General features: G+C 61.3%; 28 protein-coding genes and 2 pseudogenes. 13 read left to right on the forward strand and 17 right to left on the reverse strand.

Features of this window, described 5'->3' with window-relative positions:
- Positions 1 to 23: 23 nt before the first annotated feature.
- The 4 genes from AC1DUP_RS01635 to AC1DUP_RS01650 form a co-directional block, all read right to left on the reverse strand.
- Positions 24 to 188 carry a DUF1328 domain-containing protein gene (locus tag AC1DUP_RS01635; RefSeq protein ID WP_007824505.1) on the reverse strand — a complete coding sequence of 55 codons (165 nt, stop codon included), beginning with the start codon at positions 186 to 188 and terminating at the stop codon, positions 24 to 26.
- A gap of 100 nt (positions 189 to 288) precedes the next feature.
- Positions 289 to 810 (reverse strand): hypothetical protein, encoded by a 522-nt coding sequence (locus AC1DUP_RS01640; protein WP_477831918.1) that lies wholly within the window; start codon positions 808 to 810, stop codon positions 289 to 291.
- A 104-nt stretch (positions 811 to 914) separates the two neighbouring features.
- Positions 915 to 1,595 (reverse strand): GNAT family N-acetyltransferase, encoded by a 681-nt coding sequence (locus tag AC1DUP_RS01645; protein WP_477831919.1) that lies wholly within the window; start codon positions 1,593 to 1,595, stop codon positions 915 to 917.
- Positions 1,592 to 2,086, reverse strand: coding sequence for a MarR family winged helix-turn-helix transcriptional regulator (locus AC1DUP_RS01650; RefSeq protein ID WP_477831920.1), 495 nt, complete (start codon positions 2,084 to 2,086; stop codon positions 1,592 to 1,594). Before AC1DUP_RS01650 ends, AC1DUP_RS01645 begins: the two co-directional genes overlap by 4 nt.
- A gap of 96 nt (positions 2,087 to 2,182) precedes the next feature.
- Here AC1DUP_RS01650 and AC1DUP_RS01655 point away from each other — a divergent pair.
- From AC1DUP_RS01655 to queF, 3 genes and pseudogenes are all read left to right on the forward strand, one after another.
- Positions 2,183 to 2,344 (forward strand): annotated as a pseudogene (locus AC1DUP_RS01655) (S26 family signal peptidase); the annotation flags it as partial.
- 147 nt (positions 2,345 to 2,491) lie between these two features.
- A complete protein-coding gene (gene emfA / locus AC1DUP_RS01660) occupies positions 2,492 to 3,406 on the forward strand; it encodes a CDF family cation efflux transporter EmfA (RefSeq protein WP_113297533.1) in 915 nt (304 codons plus the stop codon).
- The gene (gene queF, locus AC1DUP_RS01665) at positions 3,406 to 3,870 is read left to right on the forward strand and encodes a preQ(1) synthase (protein ID WP_477831921.1); all 465 of its coding nucleotides are present in this window, start codon (positions 3,406 to 3,408) and stop codon (positions 3,868 to 3,870) included. Before emfA ends, queF begins: the two co-directional genes overlap by 1 nt.
- A gap of 186 nt (positions 3,871 to 4,056) precedes the next feature.
- Here the strand turns inward: queF and AC1DUP_RS01670 are convergent, their stop codons facing one another.
- Positions 4,057 to 4,809, reverse strand: a complete 753-nt coding sequence (locus AC1DUP_RS01670) for a DUF2076 domain-containing protein (RefSeq protein WP_477831922.1) — start codon at positions 4,807 to 4,809, stop codon at positions 4,057 to 4,059.
- Between the two features lie 115 nt (positions 4,810 to 4,924).
- Positions 4,925 to 5,635, reverse strand: a complete 711-nt coding sequence (locus AC1DUP_RS01675; RefSeq protein WP_477831923.1) for a hypothetical protein — start codon at positions 5,633 to 5,635, stop codon at positions 4,925 to 4,927.
- A gap of 157 nt (positions 5,636 to 5,792) precedes the next feature.
- Here AC1DUP_RS01675 and AC1DUP_RS01680 point away from each other — a divergent pair, with 157 nt between their 5' ends.
- The 4 genes from AC1DUP_RS01680 to leuA all read left to right on the forward strand — a co-directional run bounded on the left by AC1DUP_RS01680 (position 5,793) and on the right by leuA (position 9,826).
- Positions 5,793 to 6,380: an ATP-dependent Clp protease proteolytic subunit gene (locus AC1DUP_RS01680; RefSeq protein ID WP_113297537.1), complete on the forward strand. Its 588-nt coding sequence runs from the start codon at positions 5,793 to 5,795 to the stop codon at positions 6,378 to 6,380.
- A gap of 202 nt (positions 6,381 to 6,582) precedes the next feature.
- Entirely contained in the window at positions 6,583 to 7,767 is a 1,185-nt protein-coding gene (locus AC1DUP_RS01685; RefSeq protein ID WP_477831924.1) for a benzoate/H(+) symporter BenE family transporter, read from the forward strand.
- Positions 7,768 to 7,811: 44 nt separating this feature from the next.
- Positions 7,812 to 7,937 carry a hypothetical protein gene (locus AC1DUP_RS01690; protein WP_280110109.1) on the forward strand — a complete coding sequence of 42 codons (126 nt, stop codon included), beginning with the start codon at positions 7,812 to 7,814 and terminating at the stop codon, positions 7,935 to 7,937.
- Positions 7,938 to 8,092: 155 nt separating this feature from the next.
- A complete protein-coding gene (leuA, locus tag AC1DUP_RS01695) occupies positions 8,093 to 9,826 on the forward strand; it encodes a 2-isopropylmalate synthase (RefSeq protein ID WP_113297539.1) in 1,734 nt (577 codons plus the stop codon).
- A 9-nt stretch (positions 9,827 to 9,835) separates the two neighbouring features.
- On the opposite strand, the gene AC1DUP_RS01700 is transcribed toward leuA, so the two are convergent.
- Positions 9,836 to 10,225, reverse strand: coding sequence for a winged helix-turn-helix transcriptional regulator (locus AC1DUP_RS01700; protein ID WP_477831925.1), 390 nt, complete (start codon positions 10,223 to 10,225; stop codon positions 9,836 to 9,838).
- A gap of 98 nt (positions 10,226 to 10,323) precedes the next feature.
- Here AC1DUP_RS01700 and AC1DUP_RS01705 point away from each other — a divergent pair, with 98 nt between their 5' ends.
- A complete protein-coding gene (locus tag AC1DUP_RS01705; RefSeq protein WP_477831926.1) occupies positions 10,324 to 11,304 on the forward strand; it encodes a quinone oxidoreductase family protein in 981 nt (326 codons plus the stop codon).
- Positions 11,305 to 11,307: 3 nt separating this feature from the next.
- On the opposite strand, the gene AC1DUP_RS01710 is transcribed toward AC1DUP_RS01705, so the two are convergent.
- From AC1DUP_RS01710 to AC1DUP_RS01725, 4 genes are all read right to left on the reverse strand, one after another.
- Complete coding sequence (locus AC1DUP_RS01710) at positions 11,308 to 12,144, reverse strand: anti-sigma factor family protein (RefSeq protein ID WP_113308793.1); 837 nt, start codon at positions 12,142 to 12,144, stop codon at positions 11,308 to 11,310.
- 5 nt (positions 12,145 to 12,149) lie between these two features.
- Positions 12,150 to 12,662, reverse strand: coding sequence for an RNA polymerase sigma factor (locus tag AC1DUP_RS01715; RefSeq protein ID WP_477831927.1), 513 nt, complete (start codon positions 12,660 to 12,662; stop codon positions 12,150 to 12,152).
- Between the two features lie 217 nt (positions 12,663 to 12,879).
- Positions 12,880 to 13,440, reverse strand: coding sequence for a tetratricopeptide repeat protein (locus AC1DUP_RS01720; RefSeq protein WP_113308795.1), 561 nt, complete (start codon positions 13,438 to 13,440; stop codon positions 12,880 to 12,882).
- Between the two features lie 159 nt (positions 13,441 to 13,599).
- Positions 13,600 to 14,508 (reverse strand): metallophosphoesterase family protein, encoded by a 909-nt coding sequence (locus tag AC1DUP_RS01725; RefSeq protein ID WP_113297545.1) that lies wholly within the window; start codon positions 14,506 to 14,508, stop codon positions 13,600 to 13,602.
- A gap of 68 nt (positions 14,509 to 14,576) precedes the next feature.
- On the opposite strand from AC1DUP_RS01725, the gene AC1DUP_RS01730 reads away from it, so the two are divergent.
- Positions 14,577 to 15,056, forward strand: coding sequence for an NUDIX domain-containing protein (locus tag AC1DUP_RS01730; RefSeq protein ID WP_477831928.1), 480 nt, complete (start codon positions 14,577 to 14,579; stop codon positions 15,054 to 15,056).
- A gap of 3 nt (positions 15,057 to 15,059) precedes the next feature.
- Here the strand turns inward: AC1DUP_RS01730 and AC1DUP_RS01735 are convergent, their stop codons facing one another.
- Positions 15,060 to 16,049, reverse strand: coding sequence for a glutathione S-transferase family protein (locus AC1DUP_RS01735; protein WP_477831929.1), 990 nt, complete (start codon positions 16,047 to 16,049; stop codon positions 15,060 to 15,062).
- Positions 16,050 to 16,258: 209 nt separating this feature from the next.
- Between AC1DUP_RS01735 and AC1DUP_RS01740 the strand changes: the two are divergent.
- A pseudogene (locus AC1DUP_RS01740) lies at positions 16,259 to 16,832 on the forward strand (GNAT family N-acetyltransferase).
- Here AC1DUP_RS01740 and AC1DUP_RS01745 read toward each other — a convergent pair.
- The 5 genes from AC1DUP_RS01745 to AC1DUP_RS01765 are packed head-to-tail and all read right to left on the reverse strand — an operon-like array spanning position 16,833 to position 24,080.
- Positions 16,833 to 17,249 carry a GNAT family N-acetyltransferase gene (locus AC1DUP_RS01745; RefSeq protein WP_477831930.1) on the reverse strand — a complete coding sequence of 139 codons (417 nt, stop codon included), beginning with the start codon at positions 17,247 to 17,249 and terminating at the stop codon, positions 16,833 to 16,835.
- A gap of 2 nt (positions 17,250 to 17,251) precedes the next feature.
- Positions 17,252 to 19,324 (reverse strand): hypothetical protein, encoded by a 2,073-nt coding sequence (locus AC1DUP_RS01750; RefSeq protein WP_113308797.1) that lies wholly within the window; start codon positions 19,322 to 19,324, stop codon positions 17,252 to 17,254.
- Between the two features lies 1 nt (position 19,325).
- The gene (locus AC1DUP_RS01755; protein WP_477831931.1) at positions 19,326 to 22,139 is read right to left on the reverse strand and encodes a DUF4159 domain-containing protein; all 2,814 of its coding nucleotides are present in this window, start codon (positions 22,137 to 22,139) and stop codon (positions 19,326 to 19,328) included.
- The gene (locus tag AC1DUP_RS01760; protein WP_113308799.1) at positions 22,136 to 23,056 is read right to left on the reverse strand and encodes a DUF58 domain-containing protein; all 921 of its coding nucleotides are present in this window, start codon (positions 23,054 to 23,056) and stop codon (positions 22,136 to 22,138) included. The genes AC1DUP_RS01755 and AC1DUP_RS01760 overlap by 4 nt, the downstream gene beginning before the upstream one ends.
- 13 nt (positions 23,057 to 23,069) lie before the next feature.
- The gene (locus AC1DUP_RS01765) at positions 23,070 to 24,080 is read right to left on the reverse strand and encodes an AAA family ATPase (RefSeq protein WP_113308800.1); all 1,011 of its coding nucleotides are present in this window, start codon (positions 24,078 to 24,080) and stop codon (positions 23,070 to 23,072) included.
- 160 nt (positions 24,081 to 24,240) lie between these two features.
- On the opposite strand from AC1DUP_RS01765, the gene AC1DUP_RS01770 reads away from it, so the two are divergent.
- Genes AC1DUP_RS01770 through AC1DUP_RS01780 form a run of 3 tightly spaced genes read left to right on the forward strand, consistent with a single transcriptional unit; the run spans position 24,241 to position 26,776 of the window.
- Complete coding sequence (locus AC1DUP_RS01770; RefSeq protein WP_113297553.1) at positions 24,241 to 24,876, forward strand: DUF1285 domain-containing protein; 636 nt, start codon at positions 24,241 to 24,243, stop codon at positions 24,874 to 24,876.
- Positions 24,873 to 25,523 carry a CoA pyrophosphatase gene (locus AC1DUP_RS01775; protein WP_113308801.1) on the forward strand — a complete coding sequence of 217 codons (651 nt, stop codon included), beginning with the start codon at positions 24,873 to 24,875 and terminating at the stop codon, positions 25,521 to 25,523. Before AC1DUP_RS01770 ends, AC1DUP_RS01775 begins: the two co-directional genes overlap by 4 nt.
- Positions 25,520 to 26,776 carry a CCA tRNA nucleotidyltransferase gene (locus AC1DUP_RS01780; RefSeq protein WP_113308802.1) on the forward strand — a complete coding sequence of 419 codons (1,257 nt, stop codon included), beginning with the start codon at positions 25,520 to 25,522 and terminating at the stop codon, positions 26,774 to 26,776. Before AC1DUP_RS01775 ends, AC1DUP_RS01780 begins: the two co-directional genes overlap by 4 nt.
- Positions 26,777 to 26,778 lie beyond the last annotated feature (2 nt).

A 26,778-nucleotide genomic window follows, 5' to 3' on the forward strand; every position in this document is an offset into this window, starting at 1 on the left:
TTCATGTGCGTTGGAGTGTCCGTCTATACGCGCCGCATAAGCCGGGCGACGATGGATACTACGAACAGCACCAGGAAGATGAAGAACAGAACCTGGGCTATCGAAGCGGACGCACCGGCGATGCCGCCAAATCCAAGGACGCCTGCAATCAGGGCTACGACGAGAAATACCAGAGCATAGTACAGCATCGCGATCTCCTTTGTCTGCTGCTGGCAAGGATAACGGAAGCGTGAGCCGTTCGTTCCATTGCCGCTACGACAATTGAATTGCGTGCTGATTTAAATTTGTTCAGCCGAACTGCAGATCGGTCTTGAAAGACCGGTCGCCATCGCGCGGCATCGGTGGTTCTGCTGCCGCCAGATAGGATCTTGCTGGTCCCGTCAGCACGAACCAGAGGCTGGCGCCGATCATGAAATAGGCCGCGGACGGATCGCCCGAGCGAGTGAGGAAGGGAAGGCAGCCAGCTGTGAAGAGGATGGCGAGCCGGACGGCCCATTCTGTCTCACGCTTCATGAAGGCCCTGGTTCTGAGCCTTTTGTAGGCGGCGACGTTGTAGCCGTCCGCATCGCGGCCGGTGAACAGCGTCCAGGCCGAGGGGAGGGCGAGCATAACGAGGCCGCCGTAACACAGAAGGAGTGTCGGGCCGGCGAGGAAATGGCTGGTCGCAAAGATCAGCAAGCCCGTCACGGCGATGTTCCAGAGCGGCTCCAGCCGTTCCGGCGACAGGCCGGTCCGGATGTGCCAGGCCCGCAAGGAACTGGCCGCACCGTCGAGCAACGGTTGGTCGATGTAGCGATTGATCCAATGCATGTCTGCGCGGTCCCCAATTGACTGCCGAGCCGTCAACATCATGCAAATGGGACACTATCATGGCGCAAACGGCGAAAGTACCGACCTGTGGCGTTTTGGCCAGCCTATGCGCGGCGCTTGACGACGCGCAGGTTCATTTCCGACCGCAGCTTGAAGCCGAGAGCCTTGTAAAGCGTGATGGCAGGCGTGTTCGTGTAATAGGCATGCAGGAAGACGGTGTCGCCCCTGGCGGAAATTTCACCGGCGACGAAGCGGAAGAGCAGGGTGCCGAGGCCGCGCCCCTGAAAATCGGGATGGGTGCAAAGGCCGCTGAGCTCGCCAAATCCCGGGTGGCGCAAGCGCTGTCCGGCCATGGCGACGAGACGGCCATCGATCTTCACACCCCAGAAGGTTCCAAGGCTTTGCGCGCGCAGGGTGAAAGGGCCAGGTTTGGTCAGCATCGCCAAATCAAGCATTTCCTCCGCATCATCAGAGGTCAGCAGTTGCAGCCGGCTGTCGGACACGCGCTCGTAAGGCCGCTCGGCGATCATCTGTACCAGCTTGCCTTCCGAGAGAACGGTCAGCCCGGAAGGGATGGTGACGGGGCCAGCTTCGACGATCGCCATGACTTCGTCGGCGACCGGCAGGTTTTCGAGTGCTTCAAGACTTTCCCGCGTATCGTCGGCGGCAGYCGCGAAGGGAACGATGGACGGCGGATAGCGCATTGCATGTTCGCTGCCTTCGGCGAGGTCGGCATGCGCCGTCCGGAGCGCGTTCCAGATCGGTCGGTTGAGAATATGGCTCATGGTGTTTTCTCCTGTGCGGCCCTGGCGCGGCGGATGAGCGGCGCTTCGGCCAGCCCATCCTCCATCGCCGCAAGCTGCGCTAGCAGCGGGCCGTCGAGATCTTTGCAAAGATCGGCGACGGCGGCGGCAATGCGCGGCCAGACTTGTTGTTTTGAATATTCGACGAGTTCCTGCCCCTCGGGCGTCAACGAAACGACCCTGCGGCGCTGATCTTCGGCAGATGGCTGCATGCTGAGGAAGCCGAGTTCCATGAGTTGGGAAGCGGTGCGTGTGGCGCCGGGCTGGGTGATACCCACTGCCTGTGCCAGTTCCCCTATGGTGAGTGGGCCGAGCCTGTCGATGGCGCCGAGGAACGGATATTGCGCGGCCTGGATGCCGACGCCGAATTCCTCGATCATCTGTTGCGTGTCTGCCTGCAGGCGTTCGCCGATGCGGCGGAAGCGGCTGCCGAGGCATAAGTAGCCTAGCGATTTCACCACATCTTCGACCACGGAAAGACCCATCTCTGTTTATATAACGTATTATATAAGTGCATATGGAATTGCCGTCAATTGCACGATGCCGGCCTTTTCTAGGTAGCGGCCGGCCATTATTTCGTCCTCGGAGACAACAGGCACAATTCCGTCGACAGCCGCTTTCCGGATCGGTTGGGCAAGAAGGGCTTCGTGCCCGCGCAGGATGTCTCCGGCCAAGCCGTATTGGTCCTTGTCTCTCCTGATGCGGAACGGATCGGGATAACGTTCGAATAGGGCACTGTCTCACACGCCAAAGCCTTTGACATTTAAGGGCTGATTGCCCATATCAACCGCATTGGCCGCCTGCGCGATTCCGCGTGGGCGGTTTTGCGTTTCAACGGCTTATATGCTGCAATTCATTCGCATCCGCAGGGGGATGATATGAGCGACGAGGGCAATCTCACGGTCCGGAAACTGGCGTTCTGGGGCATTCCCCTGTCGCTTGGTGTCATGGGGCTGAAGATGGTCGCCTGGTGGGTGACGGGTTCCGTGGCGCTGCTCTCGGACGGGCTGGAATCCGTCGTCAACGTGGTGGCTGCCTTCATAGCCTTCTTCGTCATCCGCTATGCGCAGAAGCCCGCCGACCACGACCATCCCTTCGGCCATCACAAGGCGGAATATCTTTCGGCCGTCACCGAGGGCGTGATGATCGTCGTCGCCGCGCTGCTGATCGTCCAGGAGGCCGTCAATCATCTCGCCGATCCGCGCATGCTCGAGGCACCGGTGCTCGGTCTTGCGATCAACTTCGTCGCCGGTGTCATCAATGCCGTCTGGGCGCAGCTTTTGATCCGTACCGGGCGAAAGCACCGCTCTGCAGCTTTGACGGCTGACGGGCAGCACATCATGTCGGATGTGGTCACTTCCGTTGGCGTTCTCTTTGGCTTGCTTCTGGCGCTCGCAACCGGTTATGCGATCTTCGACCCCATTCTCGCCATCCTCGTTGCGCTGAACATCCTGTATCAGGGCTGGAAGGTGATCTCGCAGTCGATCGGCGGGCTGATGGATCAGGCGGTCGAGCCGCAGGAGGAGGAGGCGATCAAGCAGGCGATTGCCACCCATGCGTCAGGCTCGATCGGCGTCCATGACCTGAAGACGCGGCGCGCCGGTTCGGTGACCTTCGTCGATTTCCATCTTGTCGTGCCCGCCAGGATGACGGTTCGCGAAGCCCATGATATTTGCGACCGCCTTGAAGATGCCATCCGCGCAGCGCATGCGGGCGCGACAATTGCCATTCACGTGGAGCCGGAGGGCGAAAAAGCGCACGGTATCCGCGTCAAAGTGATCAAGGAGGCGTAATGCCGAATACGGACGTTTCCAGCCTTTCGATGCTGGGCCAGCAGACGGAAACCCCAAAGAACCCAGAGGACGCGGTCCTGGAAAAGGTGCCCGCCACTCACGCCGGCACAGACTATGTCGTGCGCTTCACGGCACCGGAATTCACGTCGCTCTGCCCGATGACCGGGCAGCCGGATTTCGCCCATATCGTCATCGACTACATTCCGAACGAATGGCTCGTGGAATCGAAATCGCTGAAGCTCTTTCTGCATTCCTTCCGCAATCACGGCGCCTTTCACGAGGATTGCTCGATCTATATCGCCAAACGTATCGTAGACCTGCTCGACCCGAAATGGCTGCGTATCGGCGCCTATTGGTATCCGCGCGGCGGTATTCCGATCGACGTCTTCTGGCAGACAGGCAAGTCGCCGGAAGGTGTATGGCTGCCGGATCAGGGCGTTGCGACCTATCGTGGACGTGGGTGAGCCGCGGTCGGGCGCAGCCCGAGCAATCGACGCGCCCTTTAGTTCTTACGCAATTCCCGACTTAAAGCCGCTTGGCACTTTTCTGGAATTGCTCTGAATCGATTGCAGCGCCCTGAGCCGAAGCGAAGGGCCGGGCAACGGCGCGGCCGTTTAAAGCCAACTGTTGCCCGTTCCTTGCATCAAAACTCAGACATCCGTCGTGTCATTACCGGAATCGTCGGAAGAGTCGTCATCATTGTCGTCGTAATCGGCCTGCTGGATATTGTCGTTATCATCCGCCCGGTTATCGTCAGCTTGGCTGTTGTCGCCGTAGTAGTTGTTGACGACGGTCTCCTCGACCGGCGCGTTCTCCCCGCCGAAGGGGTTGGCGCCGCCAAAAGGCGAGCCCCAGCCAAGCGATGACATGTGGTTGCCGAAGATGCCGGAAAGCGAATTTGCAAGCAGCATGCCGCCTGCGACACCGGCTGCCGTGCCGAGAGCGCCGCGCAGGAAGCTGCCACCGGCAGACGGCGCACCGGCCTGCTGCGTCCAGGGGCCGGTAGGCTGTTGCGGCATCTGGCGGGTGTTGTCATAGCCGCGCGATTGTTCATAGCTATCTCTCGGCGCGCCGCCCCATGGGCCGGGAGCGGGTGCCGGCTGCTGCGTCTGTGTGTTGCCGAAGATAGAGCTCAGGAAGCCGCCCTGCTCGGCCTGGCGGCGATCGCCTACACCTGCTTCGAGCTGGCGGACATGCTCTTCGAGTTCCTTGATATGGTTGGCGGCGGCTTCCAGACCCTTTTCCTGAACGATGACCGCTTGCGCCAGATAATAGGTGGCGGAGGGTTGCGCACGGTTCGCTTCTGATATCAGCGCTTCGGCTTCCGGGTCGCGCGGCGTGGCGGCTGCGGTGCGGACGCGATCGAAGAGGGCAGTCAGCAATTGGCGTTCTTCCGGTGACATAGCCTGTCTCCTTTAAAGTTCTGCGGCTTCAACGTTCGGCGGGAGGGCCGCGTAAAACTGAGTTAGGAAGCGATTGGGGCATTTCAAAGCCTTGGCGGCTTACATTTCAGTAAGGTCAGACCTCCTTCAGCCAGACGCGCAGAGGCCCCAGAAGTTCGAAGCCCGTGCGCAGCGCCTCGTCCAGATCATCGCCGTGTTCGTAGCCGACAAGCGGTTCTCCCGGATAGAGCGAGGCAGCCTGCGCAATCAGCCCGCGGCGAATGGCTTCACCGTGCCGGGCCTCGGCAAACAGGTTGGAATGGCCGACGACGCCGGCGTGGTGATTGAGGATGCCGCCGCCGACCGGTTGGCCATGTTTGAAACCAAGCAGGAACGCGATTTCAGGATCGTGCAGCAGTGGCTCGGTAAAGATCTTCTGTGTCGTCGACCCGTTCGCCTTGCCCCATTCCGCCTCCCATCGCGCAAGATCGACAGCGCTTTCCATGCGCTGCCAGGTGAATGGGGACGGCGCCGAGACTGGCGTGCGCATGCCGATCCATTCGGCCTCGAACAGCATCGTGAAACCGAGCGGCGCGAGATCGAGGGTTGCGTAGCTGTCCTTGACTGCCCAGTCGCGCTTGTCGCTGTTGATCAGCGTGGCGATCGCTTCTGCCGCTTCGACCTCGGTCTCCGCCAGCGTTACGGCATCGGGATAGAAGGGCGGCGTGCCGCGGCGATGAAACCAGATTGTCGCCGTGAACTCGCCGGGCGAGCCCTGCGCCTTGCAGACGGCGTCGCACCAGAATGCGTTGTTGCGCACGGCTGCGCGTAGCAAGGAGGAGGTCATTTTGTGTTTCTCCCGGTCTTTTCAGAGGATGCGATGATATCGTGCGTTTGTCATAAGAATATCTTCACCGCTTCCTGCTTCCTCTTTTTCCCGCATTGTTTTACGCATTGAGTCGCACTATGTGCGAGGAACCGCATTGGACGTGAGAGAGGTTCGAATGAACGAAGAAGAAGAACAGGACGACAAGACGAAGGAACTGCCGCTCGGCAAGGAAACGGAGGCGAACCTTTTCAAGTCGCGTTCGATCTTCATCTATGGGCCGATCACGCAGGAACTGGCGCAGAAGGTCAGCACTCAGCTCGTTGCGCTTTCAGCCGCCAATGACGAAGATATTCGTATCTATGTGAATTCGCCCGGCGGTCACGTCGAATCCGGCGATTCCATCCACGACATGATCAAGTTCATCAAGCCGAAGGTCTGGATGATCGGCACGGGCTGGGTCGCCTCGGCCGGCGCGCTGATCTATGCCGCGGCTCCGAAGGAACGTCGCATCTGCCTGCCGAACACCCGCTTCCTGCTGCACCAGCCGTCCGGCGGCACGCGCGGCATGGCTTCGGACATCGAAATCCAGGCGCGTGAAATCATCAAGATGAACGAACGTCTGATCAAGATCTTCTCGAAGGCAACCGGCCAGACGGAAGAAAAGATCGCCAAGGACATCGACCGCGATTACTGGCTCTCGGCTGAAGACGCCGTGGCCTACGGTCTCGTTTCGCGCGTGGTCACCTCGCAGAGCGAAATCTGATCTTTCGCCGATACGGCTGTGAATTTACGCCCCGTCTGCCATCGCAGGCGGGGCGTTTTCATATCTGCCCACGTCACGCTGGGTATCAGCATGAAATCCCCACGGAAATTGCCAGCCCAGCGAACATTTCCGGTGGCAATGCGGCTTGCGCGCCTCCCCCTTATGCTGCTCCATGCGCAATCTTCGCAGCCGGGAGTCTCGCATGATCAAAGATTTTTCCGTTCAAAGTCTCTTCATGGGTCTGCTGACGGCTTTCGTGGGATTCACCAGTTCCTTCGCCGTCGTGCTGCATGGGCTACAGGCGGTGGGCGCGACCGATGTGCAGGCCGCTTCAGGGCTGATGGCGCTGTCGATCTCGATGGGGCTTTGCGCCATCGTGCTCTGTGCCGTCACACGCCTGCCGGTCAGTATCGCCTGGTCGACGCCGGGGGCGGCGCTGCTGGCGAGCATCGGCACGATTGATGGCGGTTTCAACGCAGCGGTCGGGGCCTTCATTCTTTGCGGTGCGCTGATCGTCATTGCCGGGCTGTTCAAGCCGCTCGGACGGGCGGTTGCCGCTATTCCCGCACCGCTTGCCAATGCCATGCTTTCGGGCGTGCTGCTCGGTCTGTGTTTTGCTCCGGTCAAGGCAATCGCCTTCAATCCGATGTTCGGTCTGCCGATCATTCTGACATGGATCGTCGTCGGCGCGTTCAAGCGTTTGTGGGCGGTGCCGGCGGCGCTTGTGGCCTTCACGCTGGTGCTGGCCTTCGGTGTGGATATTCCCGAGGGCGCCTTGGCGTCGCTCGAGCAGTCGCTGGTGCCTGTTATCGGCATCGTGCACCCGGTCTTCAATCTCGCGGGCTTCGTGTCGATCGCCCTGCCGCTCTTCATCGTGACGATGGCCTCGCAGAATATTCCCGGCATCGCTGTGCTGAAGGTCAATCATTATGATCCGAAGCCGGGGCCGCTGTTTGCCGTGACTGGCGTCTTCTCGTTGCTGGCCGCGCCCTTCGGCGGGCATGCTGTCAATCTGGCGGCCATCACGGCTGCGATGTGCGCCGGGCGGGACGCGCATGCCGATCCTTCGCGGCGCTACTGGGCCGCACTGATCTCGGGTGTTGGTTACGTCATTCTCGGCCTGCTTGCCGGGGCGGTGACTGCTTTCGTCGCGCTCGCACCGCCGATCCTCATCGAAGCCGTTGCCGGTCTGGCGCTGGTCGGCGCCTTCTCGGGTTCCGCGATGGCAGCCTTCCAGGCGCCTGAAACCCGAGAGGCAGCAGCGATTACCTTCCTCGTCACTGCCTCCGGTGTTTCCTTCGGCGGCATCTCCGGCGCCTTCTGGGGACTGGTTGCCGGCGGGCTGATGCTTGCGCTCTCTCGAATTGTGCAGGTGATGAAAAAATAGGTGAGGGGTTGCCGGAATTTCCGCCGGAGGCTATAAGCGCGGTCATGAAGAGCACGAGCGCACGGATTTCCGAGACGATTGCACGCAGCCGCACGGCATTGCGTGACAATACGCGCGCCCTGACCTCGCTTCTTCTCCTCGGCCTTACGCGCGGTTGCCGGGTCCTTTGAGGAGCGCCCGGCGGCCGAAAGCCCGCCCGGCCATCGCTCCTCGCGACTCACTTTCAAAATTGACCAAACGACCGATCAAAGGTCCGCATTTGCTGTCGCCAAGCCAGATATGATCGGCTAAGACGCGGCAAATGCCGGGACGAGGAGACAAGACAATGGATACGAACACCAGCCGATCCTCCGCAAGCGCTGCTTCTGCCAAGGGCATGCCCGACGCCGGCATGAAGTACCGGCCCTATCCACAGGTAAACATTCCTGATCGTACCTGGCCGACCAAGACCATTACCAAGGCGCCGATCTGGTGCTCCGTCGACCTGCGCGACGGCAATCAGGCGCTCGTCGATCCCATGGGCCACGACCGCAAAGCCCGCATGTTCCAGCTGCTGCTGGAAATGGGCTTCAAGGAAATCGAGATCGGTTTCCCATCCGCCTCGCAGACCGATTTCGATTTTGCCCGCTGGTGCATCGAAGAGGGCAATGTACCCGACGACGTCTCGCTGCAGGTGCTGGTGCAGTGCCGTCCGGAACTGATCACCCGCACCTTCGAAGCTCTGGAAGGTGCCAACCGCCCGATCGTGCACTTCTATAATTCTACCAGCGAATTGCAGCGTCGCGTGGTGTTCGCCAAGGATGTGCAGGGCATCAAGCAGATCGCCGTCGATGCCGCCAAGATGATCACCGATATGGCAGCCAAGGCTGGCGGCGGTTACCGTTTCGAATATTCGCCTGAGAGCTTCACCGGCACCGAGCTGGATGTGGCGCTGGAAATCTGCAACGCCGTCATCGACGTCGTGAAGCCGACGCCTGACAACAAGCTCATCATCAACCTGCCTTCGACGGTGGAGATGGCGACGCCCAACGTCTATGCCGACCAGATCGAGTGGATGTGTCGCAATCTCGACAATCGCGAAAACCTGATCATCTCTTTGCATCCGCATAATGACCGCGGCACCGGCATTGCCGCTGCCGAGCTGGCGCTGCTGGCAGGTGCCGACCGCGTCGAAGGTACGCTGTTCGGCAATGGCGAGCGCACGGGTAATGTCGATGTGGTGACGATGGCGCTCAACATGTTCACGCAGGGCGTCGATCCGGAAATTGACTGCTCTGATATCGAGCGCATCAAGGAAGTGTTCGAGTATTCGAACCAGATGGTGATCGCTGATCGTCATCCCTATGTCGGCGAGCTGGTCTACACGGCCTTCTCCGGCTCGCATCAGGATGCGATCAACAAGGGCATGAAGGCTGCACAGATCGCCAACCATCCGGTATGGGAAGTGCCTTATCTGCCGATCGATCCGCGCGATGTCGGCCGCTCCTACGAGGCGATCATCCGCATCAATTCGCAGTCCGGCAAGGGCGGCATCGCCTATATCCTGCAGCAAGATTACGGGCTCAACCTGCCGCGCAACCTGCAGGTCGAATTCCGCGGAGACATCCAGCGCATTACCGACGAAGAGGGCAAGGAGCTTCCCTCAAAGCGTATCCACGACCGCTTCATCGAGCGCTACGTGACGCAGCCGGGCGCTCGCCTCCGGTTCGTCGACCACCACACCTATCCCGATACCGAGAACAAGGGACAGCGAATCGTCGCGGCCGAGATCACCGACAATGGTGAGATCAAACGCATCGAAGGCCGCGGCAACGGGCCGATCGATGGCTTCATCAATGCGCTGTCGCACTATCTCGGCATCGAAATGTCGGTCGAGGATTATTCGGAGCATTCGCTGCAGCATGGCTCGAATGCCTCGGCCATTTCCTATGTCGAGACATCCTATCCGGGCGGCAAGCTCTTCGGCGCAGGCATCAACACCAATATCGTTGGCGCATCGCTCGAAGCAATCGTGTCGGCCGCCAACCGCGTGCTTGAGGTAAAGGCCGGCAAGGCCTGAGCATTCTGATCAGGCCGCGATCGCCTCGGGGTGACGCGGCCTGACGATGCAATCGGCGAGCTCATCGAGCTCGCCCTGCGCTTCCGCATGGTTCTGTCCCCATTGGCAGAGAGCAAAGAGGATCGGCTCCAAGCCGAGACCGAGTTCGGTCGCCGTATATTCCACCCGCGCAGGCACCTCGGCAAAGATCTCCCGGCGCACGAGGCCGTGTTCCTCCATCTCGCGCAGCTGCTGGATCAGGACCTTCTGGGTGATCTCGGGCATCATGCGCTTGAGCTCCGAAAGCCGTTTGGGGCCGGAGAAGACATGATAGAGGATGACGGGTTTCCAGCGCCCGGAAATGACCTTCAAGGCCCGCTCCACAGGCAGTTTCGGCAGTCTTTTCATGGGCACGGCCATGGTCACCTCCTGGTGGGTATGGCACTGACATGTGTGTATTTTTATCCGGAAATCGAGTGGTAAAGCCTGCCTCACGCCATCAAAACGTGAGGTCTGTGATGAAAGCCGTTCAGTTCACCCGCTTCGGTCCGCCTGAGGTTCTCGAAATCGTCGAAGTGCCGACGCCGGAGCCGGAAGGCAGCGAAGTGCTGGTGCGTATCCATGCTGCCGGCATTAATTTCTTCGAGGTTTTGATGCGGGCGGATCGTTATGCCGTCACGCCGCCGCTGCCTGCCTTTCCCGGCGTGGAAGTGGCAGGCGTCGTCGAAAGGCTCGGACCTGACGCCGACCCTTCGCTGCAGGGTGCGCGCGTCGCCGTGCCGCTTTTTGCCATTGGACGCGGCTTCGGCGGTTACGCGGAATTTGTGGCTGTGAACTCGGGCTCGGTGGTGCGACTGCCGGAGAACCTTTCTTTTGCGGATGCGACGGCGTTGATGGTTCAGGGTTTGACGGCCCTGAACATGGTGCGTCGCAGCCCGCCGAAGGGAAAGGTGGTGCTGATCAACGCCGCCGGCGGCGGTGTGGGCTCCCTGCTGGTGCAGCTTGCAAGGTTGGAAGGAGCGAGCATGGTGATCGCGGCTGCCGGCAGCGATGACAAGAGGAAGCTTGCCATCTCTCTCGGTGCCGATCTGGCAGTCGACTACACTGGGGAAGACTGGACTGCTTCGGTGAAGGCTGCGACTGCAGGGCAGGGTGCCGATGTCATTTATGAGACCGTTGGCGGCGATATCGCCAGAGCTTCGCTGACAGCACTTGCTCCCGCCGGAGAGATGCTGCTTGCGGCCATGGGGCGGTTTTCGTTCGAGCTTTCCGAAATCCGCTCCATGCTTGATGCGAACCAGTCACTGAAAGGCTTTTCGCTCCTGCCGCTGATCTCGGGAGGCAGGTGGAGGGATGATCTCGCGGCTCTCTTCGATCTTGCGGCATCCGGAGCGCTGAGGATCGTGCATGGCGGAAGCTTTTCCCTGAGCCAGGCCGCAGAGGCGCATCGCGCGCTTGAGGAGCACCGGGTCGGTGGAAAGGTCGTGCTGGTACCTTGACCGTCAGATGGCGGCGGCGATTTCCATGGCGAGCTGGCCGAGCGTGGCTTCGGCCGAGGGGCCGGCCAGTACATAGGAGGTCCCGGCATTGTGCCAGGTCACGAGGCCGATCTCGTCGCGGATTGTTTCCTTGAAGTCTTCCGTTTCCGGCGGCTGCGCATCCTTGCGGAAGCAGATCGAGATGATGTCGCCGTCGGTGTTGGAATAGACGAGCTGACCAACAGGACGGCTATCGCCGAGGATCACGCGGGCGCCCTGGAAGGTCCAGGAGTCGCGAGACAGATCCGGAACGCGGAACGGCACGCCGATTGCCGTCGTCAGCCAGGATGAGATCTCCTCGGACTGCGAGGCCGGCACTTCGACCAGGTGGCGCGGCTGGCGCAAGAGAAGCCGCTGGAAGGCGGTGACGTCACCAAGCCAGTCATTCGTATTGATCTGGGTTGCTGCGACAGGCGCGGTGTCATCCGTATCCGGCGCATTACCGATGAAATAGCCGATGCCGCCGCCGACGACAAAGAGGATAAGGGCCGCGGCAAGCGCCTGACGACCGCTCGGTGCGAGCTTGAATTGCGGGCGGCTGTTGCGCTGGGCGATCGGTGTCTTCGGCGGCTGCGTGCTCTTGATCGAGCGGACGAGCGCCAGCGGAACCGGCTCCTTCAGCATGTCGTCCAGCTTGCGGCGGCCGAAATCGACACCGTGGCGGAGCTTATCGTAGATCTTGCGGGCGTTTTCATCGATCACGAGCCGGTTTTCCAGCTCCAGCTTCTGTTCCGGTGTGGTTTCGCCGTCGAGGAGAGCGGCAAGCTGGGCTTCGAGCGGCTGTTTTTTGAAATCGAGCAAATCAGTCAGTACCTGTGGATGGGCGGATTGTGACCGGACAATGCGGCGAAATGGAGTCGTGCCGTCGCAAGCTGGCCGGCAATGCTGCCGATCGCGATGCTCATGATTTCGGCTGTCTGCTGATAGTTGTGCCCTTCCACATCGATCAGCAGGAAGATACTGGCCACACCCTCAGGCATTTCCAAGAGCATGCGGTGGAGAGCATCGGCATCGACGACCGTCGCGCGGTCGCGAATGGCGTCGCGGATATCTGTCACATTGCCTCGTGCGGCTGGCCGCGGCTTGCGCTTGCGACTGTCATCGGCCCATTGCTGACGGGCCAGTGTGTAAATCCAGCTTTCCAGTCGGCCTTCACCGTTCCACTGATGCCCCCTGGAAATTGCGCGCAGACAGACCGCCTGTACCAGCTCGTCGGCCACAGCCGTCTCTCCCGCGAGCGTGATGGCAAAGCGGCGGAGGCGGGGCAGGAGGCCGACGAGATCACGCCGGATATCGGTGGTGGTGGCGGGTTGGCGCATCGTCTTTCCAAGAAGCATTCACATCGGCCGGCATTCATACTGGCTTTGCATTCGGGCGGCTTCGCGTACGGGCCTTGCCCGGCGGGCGCGAAGCCATCGTATCTATCCCGGCCATACAGGCGGCTTTATGGAACAAGTCGCCTGTATTTCGCAAGCGCGGGGTTCAATTCATCCATCCCTTCCCAAGGATTTCGTACCATAGCCCGCGCAGCTTGCCTCAATATGTTCTGTGACCGTTCAGGCTCTGGAGAAGAGCGCGATAAGCCCAGGTATTTTCGCCGCCGCGATCGCGGATCTCGACGAGCTGGACGCGGGCGCCCTGGACATCGCCCTGTTCGGCTAGCGCCATGCCCATGTAGGAGCGGGCGAGAATGTAATTCTCATCCTGCTGCAGCGCCTTCTTGTAGTAGGACATGCCGAGTTCCACGCGGCCGGCCTTGCGGTTGGCATAGCCGAGATAATTCAGGATGCGCGGGTCGTTCTGGTTCTGCGCGAGGTTAAGCACCGTGATGGCGTTCTCATACTGGCCGGCATAGGCGAATTCGCGGGCAAACTTATAGAGATCGTCATCGTTGAAGCTCTGCTTCTTCGGATCGACGCATTCCTTCTTCTTGGCATCCCAGACCTTGCCCTTGGTGCAGGTCTTGGTCGTTTGGGTCTTCTGCGGAGGCGAGGTGTCATCGTTCCCGCCACCGACCGCAAAGGCGGATGTGGCAAGCCCGAGAGTGAAGACGGAAACAAGCGAAAGTCTGCACAGGCGATGAAGGGAGGCAGTCATCGGGCGTACTCCGTTTTGAGGCGATGCGGTGACCGGATTGTACGCCGACAGATAAAAATACCAAGAGGCCCGGAGGCCTTTATTGCTGATGTTATGACATCGGCAACCGCTCTTCACAGGTTGGTTCAATGGCTGTCGGAATTGATTCCGCAATTGCCTCTAAAGTCTGAAAATATCTGCACTTTCCGGCATCATGCCGTCGCCCGTGTCGTTTATGCTGAAACGCTCTCCCTTCACCTCCCAGGCGCCCGGAGAACCGGAAATCGAGAAGAGATTATAGGCGGCGCGCGGCTTGATGCCGCCCGGCCCCTGAGACGCCGATGCGATGCCTATGACGGGTACCGGACCTGTCTGGCCGCGCAACCAGTAAAGCGTATTGAGATGGGTATGGCCGTGCAGCACGAGTTCCGCTCCGCCGGTGGACACGACGGCCGCAAAACGGCGAATGCCGATCATGCGTTTGTAGAAAGAGGTTGCGCCGCGGATCGGCGGATGATGGATCATGACGACACGGAAAAGGCCCGCCTCGCCAGCGGCGCGCAGCATGTTGACCGTATCGCGGGCCTGCCGCGCACCGAAGAAGCCCGACGCGGCGAAGGGCGGGGTTGCGACGGCGGTGGAGCAGCCGACGATCGCGACCTTGTCGCGGATGCGCAGATAAGGAAAAATGTGCCGGCCTTCTTCCCATTCCGGCGGGGCGAGGTCGCCGCGCACATAGTCATACCAGGCGCGCATCGATTTCTCGTAGGAGCCCGGCACATAGGCGTCATGGTTGCCGGGAACGACCGAGGTGGCGGCGGGATCGCCGAGTTCGCGCAGCCAGGCTGCGGCGGAGCGGATCTCGATGCCGCTCGCCAGATTGACGAGGTCGCCGGTCACCGCCAGATGGTCGGCCTTATGGGTGCGGATGTCGTCCAGCAGCAGATCGAGCGTGCTGCCGAAAAGATGCTTGCGCCGGTTGCGGTGCCAGTTCACAAAGCCCGTAATGCGTTTCGAGAAAAGCTCGTGAATGGAAAGGCGGGGCAGGGGTCCGAGATGGATGTCAGAGATATGCGCGAGCTTGAACATGCAACGACACATAGACCAGCTTATTTACAATTCAAACACATCCCGGCGATGCGAGCCTGAAAGAAACCATGGCAGACAAACAAAAATGGCCGCTTCACAGGAAAGTGTTGTTGAGGTTGCTGCACGTGTATTTTTCCTTCGTGCGCAGCATGACGATGGGAGTGCGTGCAGCCTGTTTCGACGAGCAGGGCCGCCTCTTTCTCGTTCGTCACGGCTATACGGGCGGCTGGCACATGCCGGGCGGCGGGCTGGAGCGCAACGAGACGGCAGAAGAGGCGCTGATCAAGGAATTGCGGGAGGAAGGCAACCTCAAGATCGTGGGCAAGCCGCAGCTCTTTCACGTCTATTTCAATACCAGCATCACCCGGCGCGACCACGTGGTCTTCTACCGTGCCACAGTGGAGCAGACCGCGCCGCGGCCGCCGGACTGGGAGATTGCCGAAAGCGGCTTCTTCGAGATCGATAATCTGCCCGGGGAGACGACCGAGGCGACGCTACGAAGGCTCGCCGAACTCCGCGGCGAGGCGGAGCCGGCGCATTACTGGTGAGACTCAGGCTGCGGCTGCGAGCTTGTCACGGCCATGTGGCCGGTCGAGATCGAGCGCCGGACCGACAGGCACGATACCGGTCGGGTTGATCGTCTTGTGGCTGCGGTAATAATGCCCCTTGATGTGGCGCAGGTTCACCGTCTCAGCGACACCGGGAGTCTGATAAAGGTCACGCAGATAACCCGACAGGTTTTGGTAGTCCTCGATGCGCCGGATGTTGCACTTGAAGTGGCCGACATAAACAGGGTCGAAACGCACAAGCGTCGTGAAGAGCCGCCAGTCGGCTTCGGTCTGGCGATCGCCGAAAAGGTAGCGGCCCTTGCCAAGACGTTTGTCGAGCTTATCCAGCGTTTCGAAGAGCTTGACGACATTCTCTTCATAAGCCGCTTGCGTGGTGGCAAAGCCCGCCTTGTAGACGCCGTTGTTGACGGTGTCATAGACGATGTCGTTCAGCGCATCGATATCGCTCCGCAGGTCTTCCGAGTAATAATCCGCCGTCGAGCCCGTCAGATGATTGAAGGCACTGTTGAACATGCGGATGATTTCAGCCGACTCGTTGTTGACGATCGTGCCGGTCTTGATGTCCCAGAGAACAGGCACGGTGACACGGCCGGAATAGTGCGGATCGGCCTTCACGTAGACTTCCCATAGTGCCTTGGAGCCGAAGAGCTGGTCGCCAGTGGCACCATCGCCGACCTTGAACTCCCAGCCGTTTTCCACCATCAGCGGGTCGACGACCGAGACGGAAATCAGATCTTCGAGTTTCTTCAGCTTGCGGAAGATCAGCGTGCGGTGCGCCCAGGGACAGGCGAGGGAGACATAGAGGTGATAGCGGCCGGCCTCGGCCTTGAAGCCGCCCCTGCCGCTGGGGCCGGCTTCGCCTGTTGCCGTGATCCAGTTGCGGAACTGCGAGGGCTGACGCTTGAAATGGCCCTTCGTTTCCTTCGTGTCGTACCAGACGTCACGCCAGACGCCGTCTACCAGCATGCCCATGAGCTTACCTCTGAAATTGTTTGTTACGAGATAGATATCGCAGTATGCCGCTTTTTGCAGGCGGCAAAGATTGAACACTGCGTCTCAGCCGTCCGGCTTCTGCCCGAATTTTTGCAATGGACGCCGAAATTTTTTCCTGCTATCCGCCTTCCTCACAAATTTCTGGAATCCTGCTTGATGTCTATTCTCAGAGGCCTGCGACGACGCTGATGCTCCCGAACGCCTGACGGCGTGTTCGCGAACCCATATATCTGCGTCTATACGGTCTCTGTTTCCATGCTCATGTACAAGCACGATCTCGTCTACCTCACCGAGGATGCGTCTCACGACGCGGCTATCGAACTCATCAACGAAGAAGCATTCGGTCCCGGCCGGCATACGCGTGCCGCCGCGCGCATCCGCGAACAGGGGCCGCATGACCTGTCGCTCTCCTTCATCTGTGCCGATGACGGGGAGACGATCGCTTCGGTGCGCATGACGCCGGTTCTGGCGGGAACAGTGAAGGGCCATCTGCTCGGGCCGCTTGCGGTGCGGCCCTCGCACAAGAGCAAGGGTATCGGCCGGGAACTGGTGCGTATCGCGGTCGAGGCTGCTAAACGAAAGGGTTCGGAGGCCGTCATCCTCGTCGGCGACCCGCCCTATTACGGTCCGCTCGGTTTCGAGAAGGTTGCTTACGGCGCGCTGACTTTTCCGGGTCCAGTCGATCCGGGCCGTGTGCTCGTCGTCCCGATCGCTGAAGACACGCATGCGCGGCTGAAGGGGACGATCGCATGGCGGGTATAGTCAGAGCAGCTTCTTGAGAAACGTCCGGGTGCGACCCTCTGGAAAATCCGGCAGTTCACCGAAGATCTCATAGCCCTGGCGCTGATAAGCGCTGAGGGCATGCGGATTGAAGGTATCGATCCACGCGCCGCGGCAGCCGCGGGCGGCGGCTTCCTCTTCCGCCTTCGCGAGAATCTTGCCGGCCAGCCCGCCGCCGCGCAGCGTATCGGGAATGTAGAGCATCTGCACGAAGAGCCAGCCCCAGGCGGTGAAACCGGACAGGCCGCCCGAGACCTTTCCATCGGTGTCACGGATGAGAATGGCAAGCGTTTGCCGTCCGGACGGGCCGACATCCTCTTTGTTGAAGGCCGCCAGCCCATCGGAAATGACGGCGAGCTCTTCCGGCGAAGGGGAGGCGGTGAGCTCGAATTCCGGCACAGCTAACGTCCTTCACGCCACCACATGGCGCCAAAGGCGAGAAGCAGGATGCCGACACCGGCAAATCCCGCAAAGAGCGGCAGGGTGTTGATGCCCTTCAGCACGGTCTCGTTGGTCATGCGGATCTGCATCCGGTCATTGTCGGTCACGCGCACCTGGCCGCGCACCGGCAGGATCGGCGGGACGGAGATGGCGCCGGCATTGTTGACGACGCGGGTGACCAGGCCGCGGCTCTTGTCGGTGATCGGCTTCAGCGCCGCGGTCGTCGAGATCATCGCCTTGAATTCCGGCGCATCGACGGCGCCGACATGGGCGAGCGTCGTCAGATCGCCGTTGCGGATTTCGAAGAGGCCAATTTCGTCCATGCGCTTTTCGGCCTTGTAGAGGCCAGGCTCGGTCTGCGTCAGCGGCAGGTTCTCGGTCCTGCCGGAGGGGTAACGTACGATCGCGTCTCCCGGCGCATCGCCGATCGTCTGGCGGGTAATCTCCAGCGTACGTCCGGAGGTGCGCGCCGTCAGAGCCTCTTCTTCCAGCGCCGGTTCCTTCATCAGCCAGTGTGCGATGCGGCGATAGAGCGAGACGTGCGGACCACCACCTTCGAAGCCACGCGCCCAGAGCCAGCCCTGATCGGAGAGCAGCATGGCGACACGGCCCTGGCCGGCGCGGTTGAGGACCAGCAACGGATGGTTATCGGCGCCGACCATGACGGTCTGGCCCTGCGGCCGGTCGACATCGACGCTGCGGAACCAGCGGCCCCAATGCGGGGGCTCATCGCCGGAACCGTCAAGCCCGCGGGTGACCGGATGCTTGCGGCCCTGCTCGGACAAGCGGGGATAGAAGGCCTGCTCGATCATCCGGCCGGTCGGCTCGGCCGGCAGCACGGAGGCGAGCGGCGTCATGGCGATCGACTCGGGGCTGGCATGTTCCGGACCGGCGGCAATCAGCAGCGCGCCGCCATTTTCCACGTATTGGGCGATATTGTCGTAATAAAGCATCGGCAGCACATTGGCGCGATCCTGATATCGATCGAAGATGATCAGGTCGAAATCCTTGATCTTGTCGACGAACAGCTCGCGCGTCGGAAAGGCGATCAGCGACAGCTCGTTGATCGGCGTGCCGTCCTGTTTTTCCGGCGGTCGCAGAATGGTGAAGTGTACGAGGTCGACGGAGGCATCGGACTTCAGCAGATTGCGCCATGCGCGCTCGCCTGCATGCGGTTCGCCCGAGACGAGAAGAACACGCAGGTTCTGGCGGATGCCGTCGATGATGTGTACGGCGCGGTTATTGGCATCCGTGACCTCACCGGGAATGCCGGCAACGGAGAATTCCAGAACATTTGCGCCGCCGCGCGTCACCTTGAAGGAGAAGGGCGTATCCTGGCCGGGTGTCGCCTGCAGCGTGGCGATCTCGTCGCCGTTGAGGCGCACGGTCACATTGGCCACGCCGCCGGGGCTTGGGCCGTCGTCGAAGACGCGCAGCACCAGCTGCTGCTCCTCGTTGACGATGCCGAAGCGGGGCGCCTTGATCACCTCGATACGGCGGTCGAATTCGTTCGGCTTGCCGGTGATCAGGCCATGGATTGGTGCGTCAAAGCCGAGCGCCTGGTTGACGCCGGGCACATCATGCACTTCGCCATCCGTCAGCATGATCGCGCCGCCGACGCGCGAAGGCGGCACATCGGCGATCGAAGCCGATAGCGCATCGAAGAGGCGGGTGGACGGCACGTCGGAATTGCGGTCTTCGTTCACATCGACAAAGCGGGGCTCGATCTGGGGAAAGCGGGCGAGCTGCGTTTTCAGCGATGCAAGCGCATCATCGGTCATCGTCATGCGATCAGCTGTCTGCTGGCTCTGACTGCGGTCCACGATAACGGGGACGATGGTCGAAAGCTGGTCGCGGTCTTCCTGCAGCAATACCGGATTAGCAAGTGCTGCAAGCAGGGCAAGTGCCGCAAGCGCGCGGATCCATGCGCCGCGAATGCCGCGCCAGATCGCGAAGACGGCGATCACGAGGACAATGCCGGTCAATACCGCCAGAAGCGGCCAGGGCAGGAAGGGCGAATAATCGAGCGTCATGTCACTGCCCCAGACGTTCGAGCAGGTCGGGCACGTGGACCTGGTCTGTCTTGTAGTTGCCGGTCAGCATGTACATCATGATGTTGACGCCGGAGCGGAAGGCATATTCTCGCTGCGTCTCATCCGGCGGCACGGTGGGCAGCAGTGGCGTGTCATTATCATCGACGGCCCATGCGCCGGCAAAATCGTTTGCGGTAATCAAGATCGGCGAGACGCCATCTGCGGCGGCGGCCGGCTTGTTGCTGTTGCTCTGTCCACCCTGCCGTGCCTCGATCCAGAGCGGGCTGCCGGCATAACGGCCGGGGAAGCTCGACAGCAGATAGAAGGACTTGGTCAGCACATGGTCGTGCGGGACGGGCTCGAGCGGCGGAATATCCAGATTGGCAAGGATCTGCTGCAGGCGCTGGCCATTGGCGGTCGTGTCGCTGGCGCCTTCGAGCGAGTCGATCTGATCGCGCGTATCGAAAAGAACGGTGCCGCCATTGCGCATATAGGCGTCGATGCGGCTGATGGCGGCGTTGGAGGGCATTGGCGCAGTCGCCGAAATCGGCCAGTAGATGATCGGGTAGAAGGCAAGCTCGTCCTTGTTGAGGTCGAGGCCGACGGGCGGAGCCGGCTCCAGCGTTGTGCGGTATGTCAGAAAACTCGTGAGACCATGGAGCCCCTGTTCGGAAATATTGTCCACGTCCTGCTCGCCGGTCACGACATAGGCGAGATGGGTTTTGTCCAGCCGTTGCATGACGACGTCGTCGCCCGGCTGTGTATCATTGGCATGCAGGATGTCCGGATGCAGCATGAGACCAGCCGAAAGCGCAATGGCGATCGTTGCGGCAGCGCGGGCGCGCGGGCGCAGGCGTGAAAAGGCGCCGTTCATGAAGAGCACGACAAGACTATCGGCCACAAGCAGCAGGAAGGCGATGAAGAAGAGCAGGGGCTTGGCCGACCAGCTTTCGCCGCCGACCAGACCGGCGCGCACGACGTTGATGCCATCAATGCCGAGCGGTTTCAGCTCGGCATTGTTTGGCAGGACGTTCAGTGCCGCGAAGCCATCCTCCGAGCCGTAGAGGCCCGGTGGATTGTCGAAGTTGGCAACGGGGGCCGCCTTGGCATTCGGGATCAGCGGACGGGCATTGCCGGTTTCGGTGACCAGGATGCCCTTGGCGGTCAGCATGCGGAAGGGCGGCAGGGTTTCGGCAACGCGCGCACTGCCTGATGATTCCGAGGTTACCCCGCCGGAGCGCGAGATCTGGATAAGGTGGCGCAGCATTTCGACGAAAGTGCCAGAAATCGGCAGGTTCGACCAGGTCGCCTCGGCGCTGACATGGAAGAGCACGATCTGGCCGGCACTGATGCGGTTCATGGTGACCAGCGGCGTGCCATCGGCAAGACTTGCCCATGTGCGCTCGGCAAGATCCGGCGTCGGCTCTGCCAGCACCTGGCGGTTGACCGTTACGTCGGTCGGACGCGGTATTCCGGCAAACGGACTGAAACTGGGGAATTCGGCGAGCGCTTGCGGTTCGCTCCAGGACAGGCTGCCGCCAAGCGCGCGTTCGCCCTGGCGCAGGGTGACCGGGATCAGCGGATCTTCAGCGGGTGCCGCGGCAAGGCGCGGGCCAGCGAAACGCAGCAGCATGCCGCCATTCGATATCCAGCGCTGCAAGGGAGCGTAGGTATCTTCCGGCAGGCGGCCGATATCGGCCAGGATGATGACGGAGGGATTGTTGGCAAGCAGTTTCGGAATGGCGACCGACAGGTCGGAATCGGTCGGCCGGACCAGATCGGCATAGGGCTCCAGCGCACGCTGGATGTAATAGAGCGGCGAGAGCAGTGGCTGGAATTCGTCGCCCCCTTCACCTGACAGCAGCACGACCCTGCGGCGCTTGAAGGCGTCGTCAAGCAGATGCACCGCGCCTGCAGTGGCGCCGGTATTGATGCTGACGCGGGCAAAGTCGTTACGCATCTCGAAGGGAGCTGAGATGCCGGCATTGATAGAGGTCTGGCCGGGGGCGAAGTCGGCCCTGCCGCTGGCGATCACGCGGCCCTGCGCATCCTGCGCGTTGAGGGGGAGGGATGCCGCGCCACCTGGGCTGAGGCGCGTTACCTTCACGGTCATCGCGTCGGCCGTGTTGGTGGCGCCTGATATCGCGACGGTGTCGGCCGTATTACCCTCGATGACGCGCAGTTCGGCGGGCTGGAGGTCGGACAGCTGACGGACGGTGGTATCATTGTCGCCGCTTGCCGCACCATCGGTGAGGAAGGCAAGCGTGCCGGGATGCGTGCCATTGAGGGCCGCACGCAACGCTTCGAAAGCCCGCTGGCGATCCGGCACGAGCGGCTTCGGCTCGGCGGCGCGCAGTTTCTCGCGGGCAGCCGAGGCCGTGCCGGGCGTCGCGTCATTGGTCGGGTCGGCGGTGAAAGCGATGGAGACGACAGCGCCTGCAGACTCTGCATCGTCGATCAGCGCATCGGCCGTCTGGACGCGACGTTCCCAATCGGGCGCCGAAGCCCAGCTATTGTCGACGAAGAGGACGAGGGGACCGCCTGACGCGAGCGAGCCGGTGCGCGGATTGAAGACCGGATCGGCGATCGCGAAAATGATGGCGGCTGCCAGCAGCATGCGCAGCAGCGTGAGCCACCAAGGGCTCTGGGCCGGTGTTTCCTCGCGCTTCAGCACCGTCGCAAGGATTTTCAGCGGTGGGAAAACCTCTGCCTGTGGGCGCGGCGGGGTCAACCGCAGCAGCCACCAGATGACGGGAAGGGCAATCAGCGCGCCAAGGATGGCGGGATAGGCGAAGGCGAATGGAAGCGCGCTCAAAGCTGTCCTCCATGCGTTGCCTTTGCCGGCATGCCTGAAAGATACATATGGACTGCAACCAGCGCTTCGGACGCCAGATGATCGGTGCGGTGGCTGACGAAGGTCCAGCCGAGATGGCGCAGCGACAGGCCGAGATTTTCGCGTCGGGCGAGATAGGCGTTGCGATAGGCCTCACGCACATTCTCGGCCCGGCCGGAGGTTAGCCTTTCGCCGGTTTCCGGATCGGTGAATTCGGTGCGGCCGTTATAGGGGAATATTTCCTCGGCAGGATCGGCAATTTCCACCACGTGCCCACGCAGGCCGCGGCGGGCAAGCGGGCCGAGGCGGGCCATGATGGCAGGTGCATCATCGAGGAAATCGCCGATGAGGATGAGGTCGCTCCAGCCGCGCACCATCAGGGTTTCCGGCAGGCCGCCGGTCAATGGCGTGTGCATCAGGGCCGTTGCGAGCCTTTCGGCCGCATTGCGGGCGGATATAGGCTCCATTATGCCGGGGCAGCCGATGCGCTCGCCGGAGCGGGCGAGGATCTCTGCAAGTGCCAGCATGATGACCAGCGCACGGCTTTCCTTGGAAACGCTCCCGTAGCTCGACTTGTACATCATCGAGGGCGACATGTCGGCCCAGAGCCAGATCGTGTGGGCGGCTTCCCATTCGCGGTCGCGCACATAGGTATGATCATCACGGGCGGAGCGGCGCCAGTCGATGCGTGAGAGGCTTTCGCCGTCGCTGTAGGGGCGGAACTGCCAGAAATTCTCGCCGATGCCGCGTTTGCGACGGCCGTGCCAGCCGGCGATCACGGTGTTGGCGATACGCTTGGCTTCGACCAGGCAATCCGGCACCAGAGCGGCCCGCTGCCTGGCGCGGGAAAGGGCATCGCTGCCAGGTGTCGGATTGACGATCTGTCCGATGGATGCCACGCGCAGCGCTTCCTTATCCCTTTGCCTGTTTGACCAGCCCGGCGATGACGTCACGCACCGACATGCCCTCGGCGCGGGCGGCGAAGGTCAGCGCCATGCGGTGCTCGAGCACCGGCTCGGCCAAGGCGTAGATATCGTCGAGCGACGGTGCCAGGCGGCCTTCGTAGAGTGCGCGGGCGCGGGCGCAAAGCATCATTGCCTGACCGGCGCGCGGGCCGGGACCCCAGGCGACATGCTTGTCGGTGGAGGCATTGCCCTGGCCCGGACGGGCGGAGCGCACCAGCGAAAGGATGGCGTCGACGACAGTGTCGCTGACCGGCATCTGCCGCACCAGCGTCTGGATTTCGACGAGACGCGCGGCATTGATGACTGGTTCTGGCTTGGCTTCGGTCAAGCCGGTTGTTTCAAGCAGGATTTGTCGTTCGGCCGCAAGCTCGGGATAGTTGACATCGACCTGCAGCAGAAAGCGGTCGAGTTGGGCCTCGGGAAGGGGATAGGTGCCTTCCTGTTCCAACGGGTTCTGCGTTGCCAGGACATGGAACGGCGAGGGCAGGTCATAACGCTGGCCGGCGATCGTGATATGATATTCCTGCATGGCCTGCAGCAGAGCCGACTGGGTACGCGGAGACGCGCGGTTGATTTCGTCGGCCATTAGAAGCTGAGCAAAGACCGGCCCCTTGACGAAGCGGAAGGAGCGGCGGCCGCTCTCGTCCTGGTCCATCACTTCGGAACCGAGGATATCTGATGGCATAAGGTCGGGCGTGAACTGAATGCGGTTTGCGGCAAGGCCGAGGACTTCGCCGAGCGTCGTCACGAGCCTCGTCTTGGCAAGGCCTGGAACACCGACGAGAAGGGCATGACCACCGGAGAGAACGGCGAGAAGCGTGTTTTCAACGACGCTTTCCTGACCGAAGATAACCTTGGAAACTTCCGCGCGGATGGCGGCGATGTCGGATAGCGCTCTTTCGGCGGCGGCAACAATCGCCTGTTCATCGAGGCTGGCTTCGGTCTTGATCATACCCACGGGCATCTCCAACGGCTGAAATCATTCGGCTGCGAATCGTCTGACTTTAATAGGCGTGCCTCATACCCGATACAGTTATGAAGATGTTGCGGGCTGACAAGTTTGTTTCAAATGACTATCTCGTGACTTTATTTCGTTAAGAGCAAACCGGGACGGAACAATGGCAGCCGAGGAAATGAGGCAAATGGCGGATGCAGCGGGGCTTGCCGCGCTTATTTCGCGCGCCTCCGAGGCGAAATCCGGCAAAAAGCGTGGATTGCCGCCTGTCGAGAAATGGAATCCGCCCTTTTGCGGCGATATCGACATGGAAATTCGGGCGGATGGCACATGGTTCTACATGGGCACACCGATCGGCCGGCAGCCGCTGGTCCAGCTCTTTTCCACCGTTTTGAGGAAGGACGATGACGGGAAAACCTATCTCGTAACTCCTGTGGAAAAGGTCGGCATCAGGGTTATCGACGCCCCCTTCGTCGCCGTCGAGATGAATGCGAGCGAGCAGGATGGACTGCAGATTCTGACGTTTCGCACGAATGTCGGTGATGTCATAGAAGCCGGGAAGGATCACCCTTTGCGTTTTCCGGGGCACGGGCCAGGGCATGGGAAAGATAGCGAATTGAAGCCCTATCTGCATGTGCGGGGGCGGCTCGAAGCATTGGTGTCACGCGCCGTGATGTATGAACTGGTCGAGCTCGGCGAGGTGGCCGAGGTCGCGGGCCGGGACATGTTCGTCGTCCGCTCGGGCGGTGAGACCTTTCCGATCATGCCGGCCGATGAACTGGAAGCAGCCTCCCGATGAGTGAAGCGATCAGCAGGACCTATCCCCCGTTTTCGGCTGCCGAGTTCCGCCGCCGCGCGCTCAACCAGGTTGGTGCGCCCATCGATCATGCCTGGCGCGATCATGGCGATCACGTCCTCAATCCCGATATCGTTGCGCTGGTCGAAACCTTCAAGCTGCGAGATGCGGCGGTGCTGGTGCCCGTCGTCGATGATGGCGAAGAGGCGAAGGTGATCTTCACCAAGCGGACGTCGACACTTCGCAAGCATTCCGGCCAGATCGCCTTTCCCGGTGGTTCGATCGATCCCGAGGATGTCTCGCCCGAGATGGCGGCGATCCGCGAAACCGAGGAAGAGATCGGCCTTGGCGGCGGCTTCGTCGAGACGGTCGGACGGCTGCCGAATTATCTGTCATCCACCGGATTCCGCATCACGCCCGTGCTCGGCGTGGTGCAACGCGGTTTTTCGCTGCAGCTCAATCCGATCGAAGTGGACGATGTTTTCGAGGTGCCGCTTTCCTTCCTGATGAACCCGGCCAATCACACGCGGGACAAGCGCGTGGTCGACGGCATCGACCGGCATTTCTACCGTATGCCCTATGAAACGCGCATGATCTGGGGCATCACCGCCGGTATCGTCCGCACACTCTACGAAAGGCTTTATGCATGACGTCTGTTGCCGACCAGGCATGGTTTCAGGATCCGGCGCTCGGCCGGGTCTTTGCGCTCCTGAACGCCGATGGCGGGGAGGGTCGCGTGGTCGGGGGGGCCGTACGCAACAGCCTGATGGGGCTGGCCGTCGCCGACATCGATATCGCCAGCACGCTGCTTCCGGAAGCCGTCATGGAACGGGCCGCTTCTGCCGGTATCAAGGCCGTACCGACAGGCATTGCCCATGGAACGGTGACGCTCGTCATCGACGCCAGGCCCTTCGAAGTGACGACGCTGCGCACCGACGTGGAGACGGACGGGCGTCGCGCCAAGGTGGCCTTCAGCGCGGACTGGCAATCGGATGCGGAACGGCGCGACCTCACCATCAATGCGCTTTATGCGAATTCCGCAGGCGAGGTGATCGATCTCGTAGGCGGGCTCGAGGATATCGAGAAGCGCAATATCCGCTTCATCGGCGATGCAGCAACGCGGATAGCCGAGGATTATCTGCGTATTCTGCGGTTTTTCCGTTTCTTCGCCTGGTACGGTTCCGGACGACCAGATGCAGAGGGGCTAAGAGCGTCATCGGCCGCACGTTCGAAGCTGAAGACGCTATCTTCAGAGCGGGTCTGGTCCGAGCTCAGGAAGCTCCTGTCGGCGGAAGATCCCGGCCGGGCGCTGCTCTGGATGCGGCAGGTTGCAGTTCTCACGGAAATCCTGCCGGAAACGGAAAAATGGGGCATCGATGCCATTCCGGCACTCGTTGCGACCGAGAAGGCGCTCGGTTGGGAGCCTGATCCACTGCTGCGGCTTGCCTCGATCGTTCCGCCGGATCCGGCCCGGCTGGATGCGCTGGCTGCACGCCTGAAATTCTCGAATGCGGAGGCGGCCTATTTCAAAGCCTGGGCAAAAGCAGCACCCGTCAACGATGAAATCTCCGCTGCCGCTTTCGAAAAGCTGCTCTACAGAAATGGTACAGACGGGATCGTAGTGCGGCTGAAACTGGCGCTTGGCGTTGCACGGGGTAAGGCAGAGGGCGGCAGCTTCGACGAGATGAGCCGTTCGGCACGGCTTTCGAAGCTTCTCGATCGCGCAAATATTTGGAAGAAGCCGCAATTTCCGCTGAGTGGCGCGGATGTGATGGCCGCAGGCATACAGGCAGGGCCAAAGGTCGGCGAAATTCTCTCGACGCTGGAAAACCAATGGGTGGAGGAGAATTTCGTCTCCGACCGGGCGGCATTGCTCGCCCGGCTTGCAGAGATTGTCGATTGAAA

The organism is Rhizobium sp. 01L419, assembly GCF_056400025.1.

Coding starts and splice junctions, on each gene's coding strand:
- AC1DUP_RS01670 (WP_477831922.1), bottom strand. CDS start 4,809: ATGTCACCGGAAGAACGCCAATTGCTGACTGCCCTCTTCGATCGCGTC.
- leuA (WP_113297539.1), top strand. CDS start 8,093: ATGGATACGAACACCAGCCGATCCTCCGCAAGCGCTGCTTCTGCCAAG.
- AC1DUP_RS01685 (WP_477831924.1), top strand. CDS start 6,583: ATGATCAAAGATTTTTCCGTTCAAAGTCTCTTCATGGGTCTGCTGACG.
- AC1DUP_RS01705 (WP_477831926.1), top strand. CDS start 10,324: ATGAAAGCCGTTCAGTTCACCCGCTTCGGTCCGCCTGAGGTTCTCGAA.
- AC1DUP_RS01680 (WP_113297537.1), top strand. CDS start 5,793: ATGAACGAAGAAGAAGAACAGGACGACAAGACGAAGGAACTGCCGCTC.
- AC1DUP_RS01735 (WP_477831929.1), bottom strand. CDS start 16,049: ATGGGCATGCTGGTAGACGGCGTCTGGCGTGACGTCTGGTACGACACG.
- AC1DUP_RS01750 (WP_113308797.1), bottom strand. CDS start 19,324: ATGACGCTCGATTATTCGCCCTTCCTGCCCTGGCCGCTTCTGGCGGTA.
- AC1DUP_RS01635 (WP_007824505.1), bottom strand. CDS start 188: ATGCTGTACTATGCTCTGGTATTTCTCGTCGTAGCCCTGATTGCAGGC.
- AC1DUP_RS01770 (WP_113297553.1), top strand. CDS start 24,241: ATGGCAGCCGAGGAAATGAGGCAAATGGCGGATGCAGCGGGGCTTGCC.
- emfA (WP_113297533.1), top strand. CDS start 2,492: ATGAGCGACGAGGGCAATCTCACGGTCCGGAAACTGGCGTTCTGGGGC.
- AC1DUP_RS01775 (WP_113308801.1), top strand. CDS start 24,873: ATGAGTGAAGCGATCAGCAGGACCTATCCCCCGTTTTCGGCTGCCGAG.
- queF (WP_477831921.1), top strand. CDS start 3,406: ATGCCGAATACGGACGTTTCCAGCCTTTCGATGCTGGGCCAGCAGACG.
- AC1DUP_RS01640 (WP_477831918.1), bottom strand. CDS start 810: ATGCATTGGATCAATCGCTACATCGACCAACCGTTGCTCGACGGTGCG.
- AC1DUP_RS01715 (WP_477831927.1), bottom strand. CDS start 12,662: ATGCGCCAACCCGCCACCACCACCGATATCCGGCGTGATCTCGTCGGC.
- AC1DUP_RS01720 (WP_113308795.1), bottom strand. CDS start 13,440: ATGACTGCCTCCCTTCATCGCCTGTGCAGACTTTCGCTTGTTTCCGTC.
- AC1DUP_RS01690 (WP_280110109.1), top strand. CDS start 7,812: ATGAAGAGCACGAGCGCACGGATTTCCGAGACGATTGCACGCAGCCGC.
- AC1DUP_RS01730 (WP_477831928.1), top strand. CDS start 14,577: ATGGCAGACAAACAAAAATGGCCGCTTCACAGGAAAGTGTTGTTGAGG.
- AC1DUP_RS01700 (WP_477831925.1), bottom strand. CDS start 10,225: ATGGCCGTGCCCATGAAAAGACTGCCGAAACTGCCTGTGGAGCGGGCC.
- AC1DUP_RS01675 (WP_477831923.1), bottom strand. CDS start 5,635: ATGACCTCCTCCTTGCTACGCGCAGCCGTGCGCAACAACGCATTCTGG.
- AC1DUP_RS01725 (WP_113297545.1), bottom strand. CDS start 14,508: ATGTTCAAGCTCGCGCATATCTCTGACATCCATCTCGGACCCCTGCCC.
- AC1DUP_RS01780 (WP_113308802.1), top strand. CDS start 25,520: ATGACGTCTGTTGCCGACCAGGCATGGTTTCAGGATCCGGCGCTCGGC.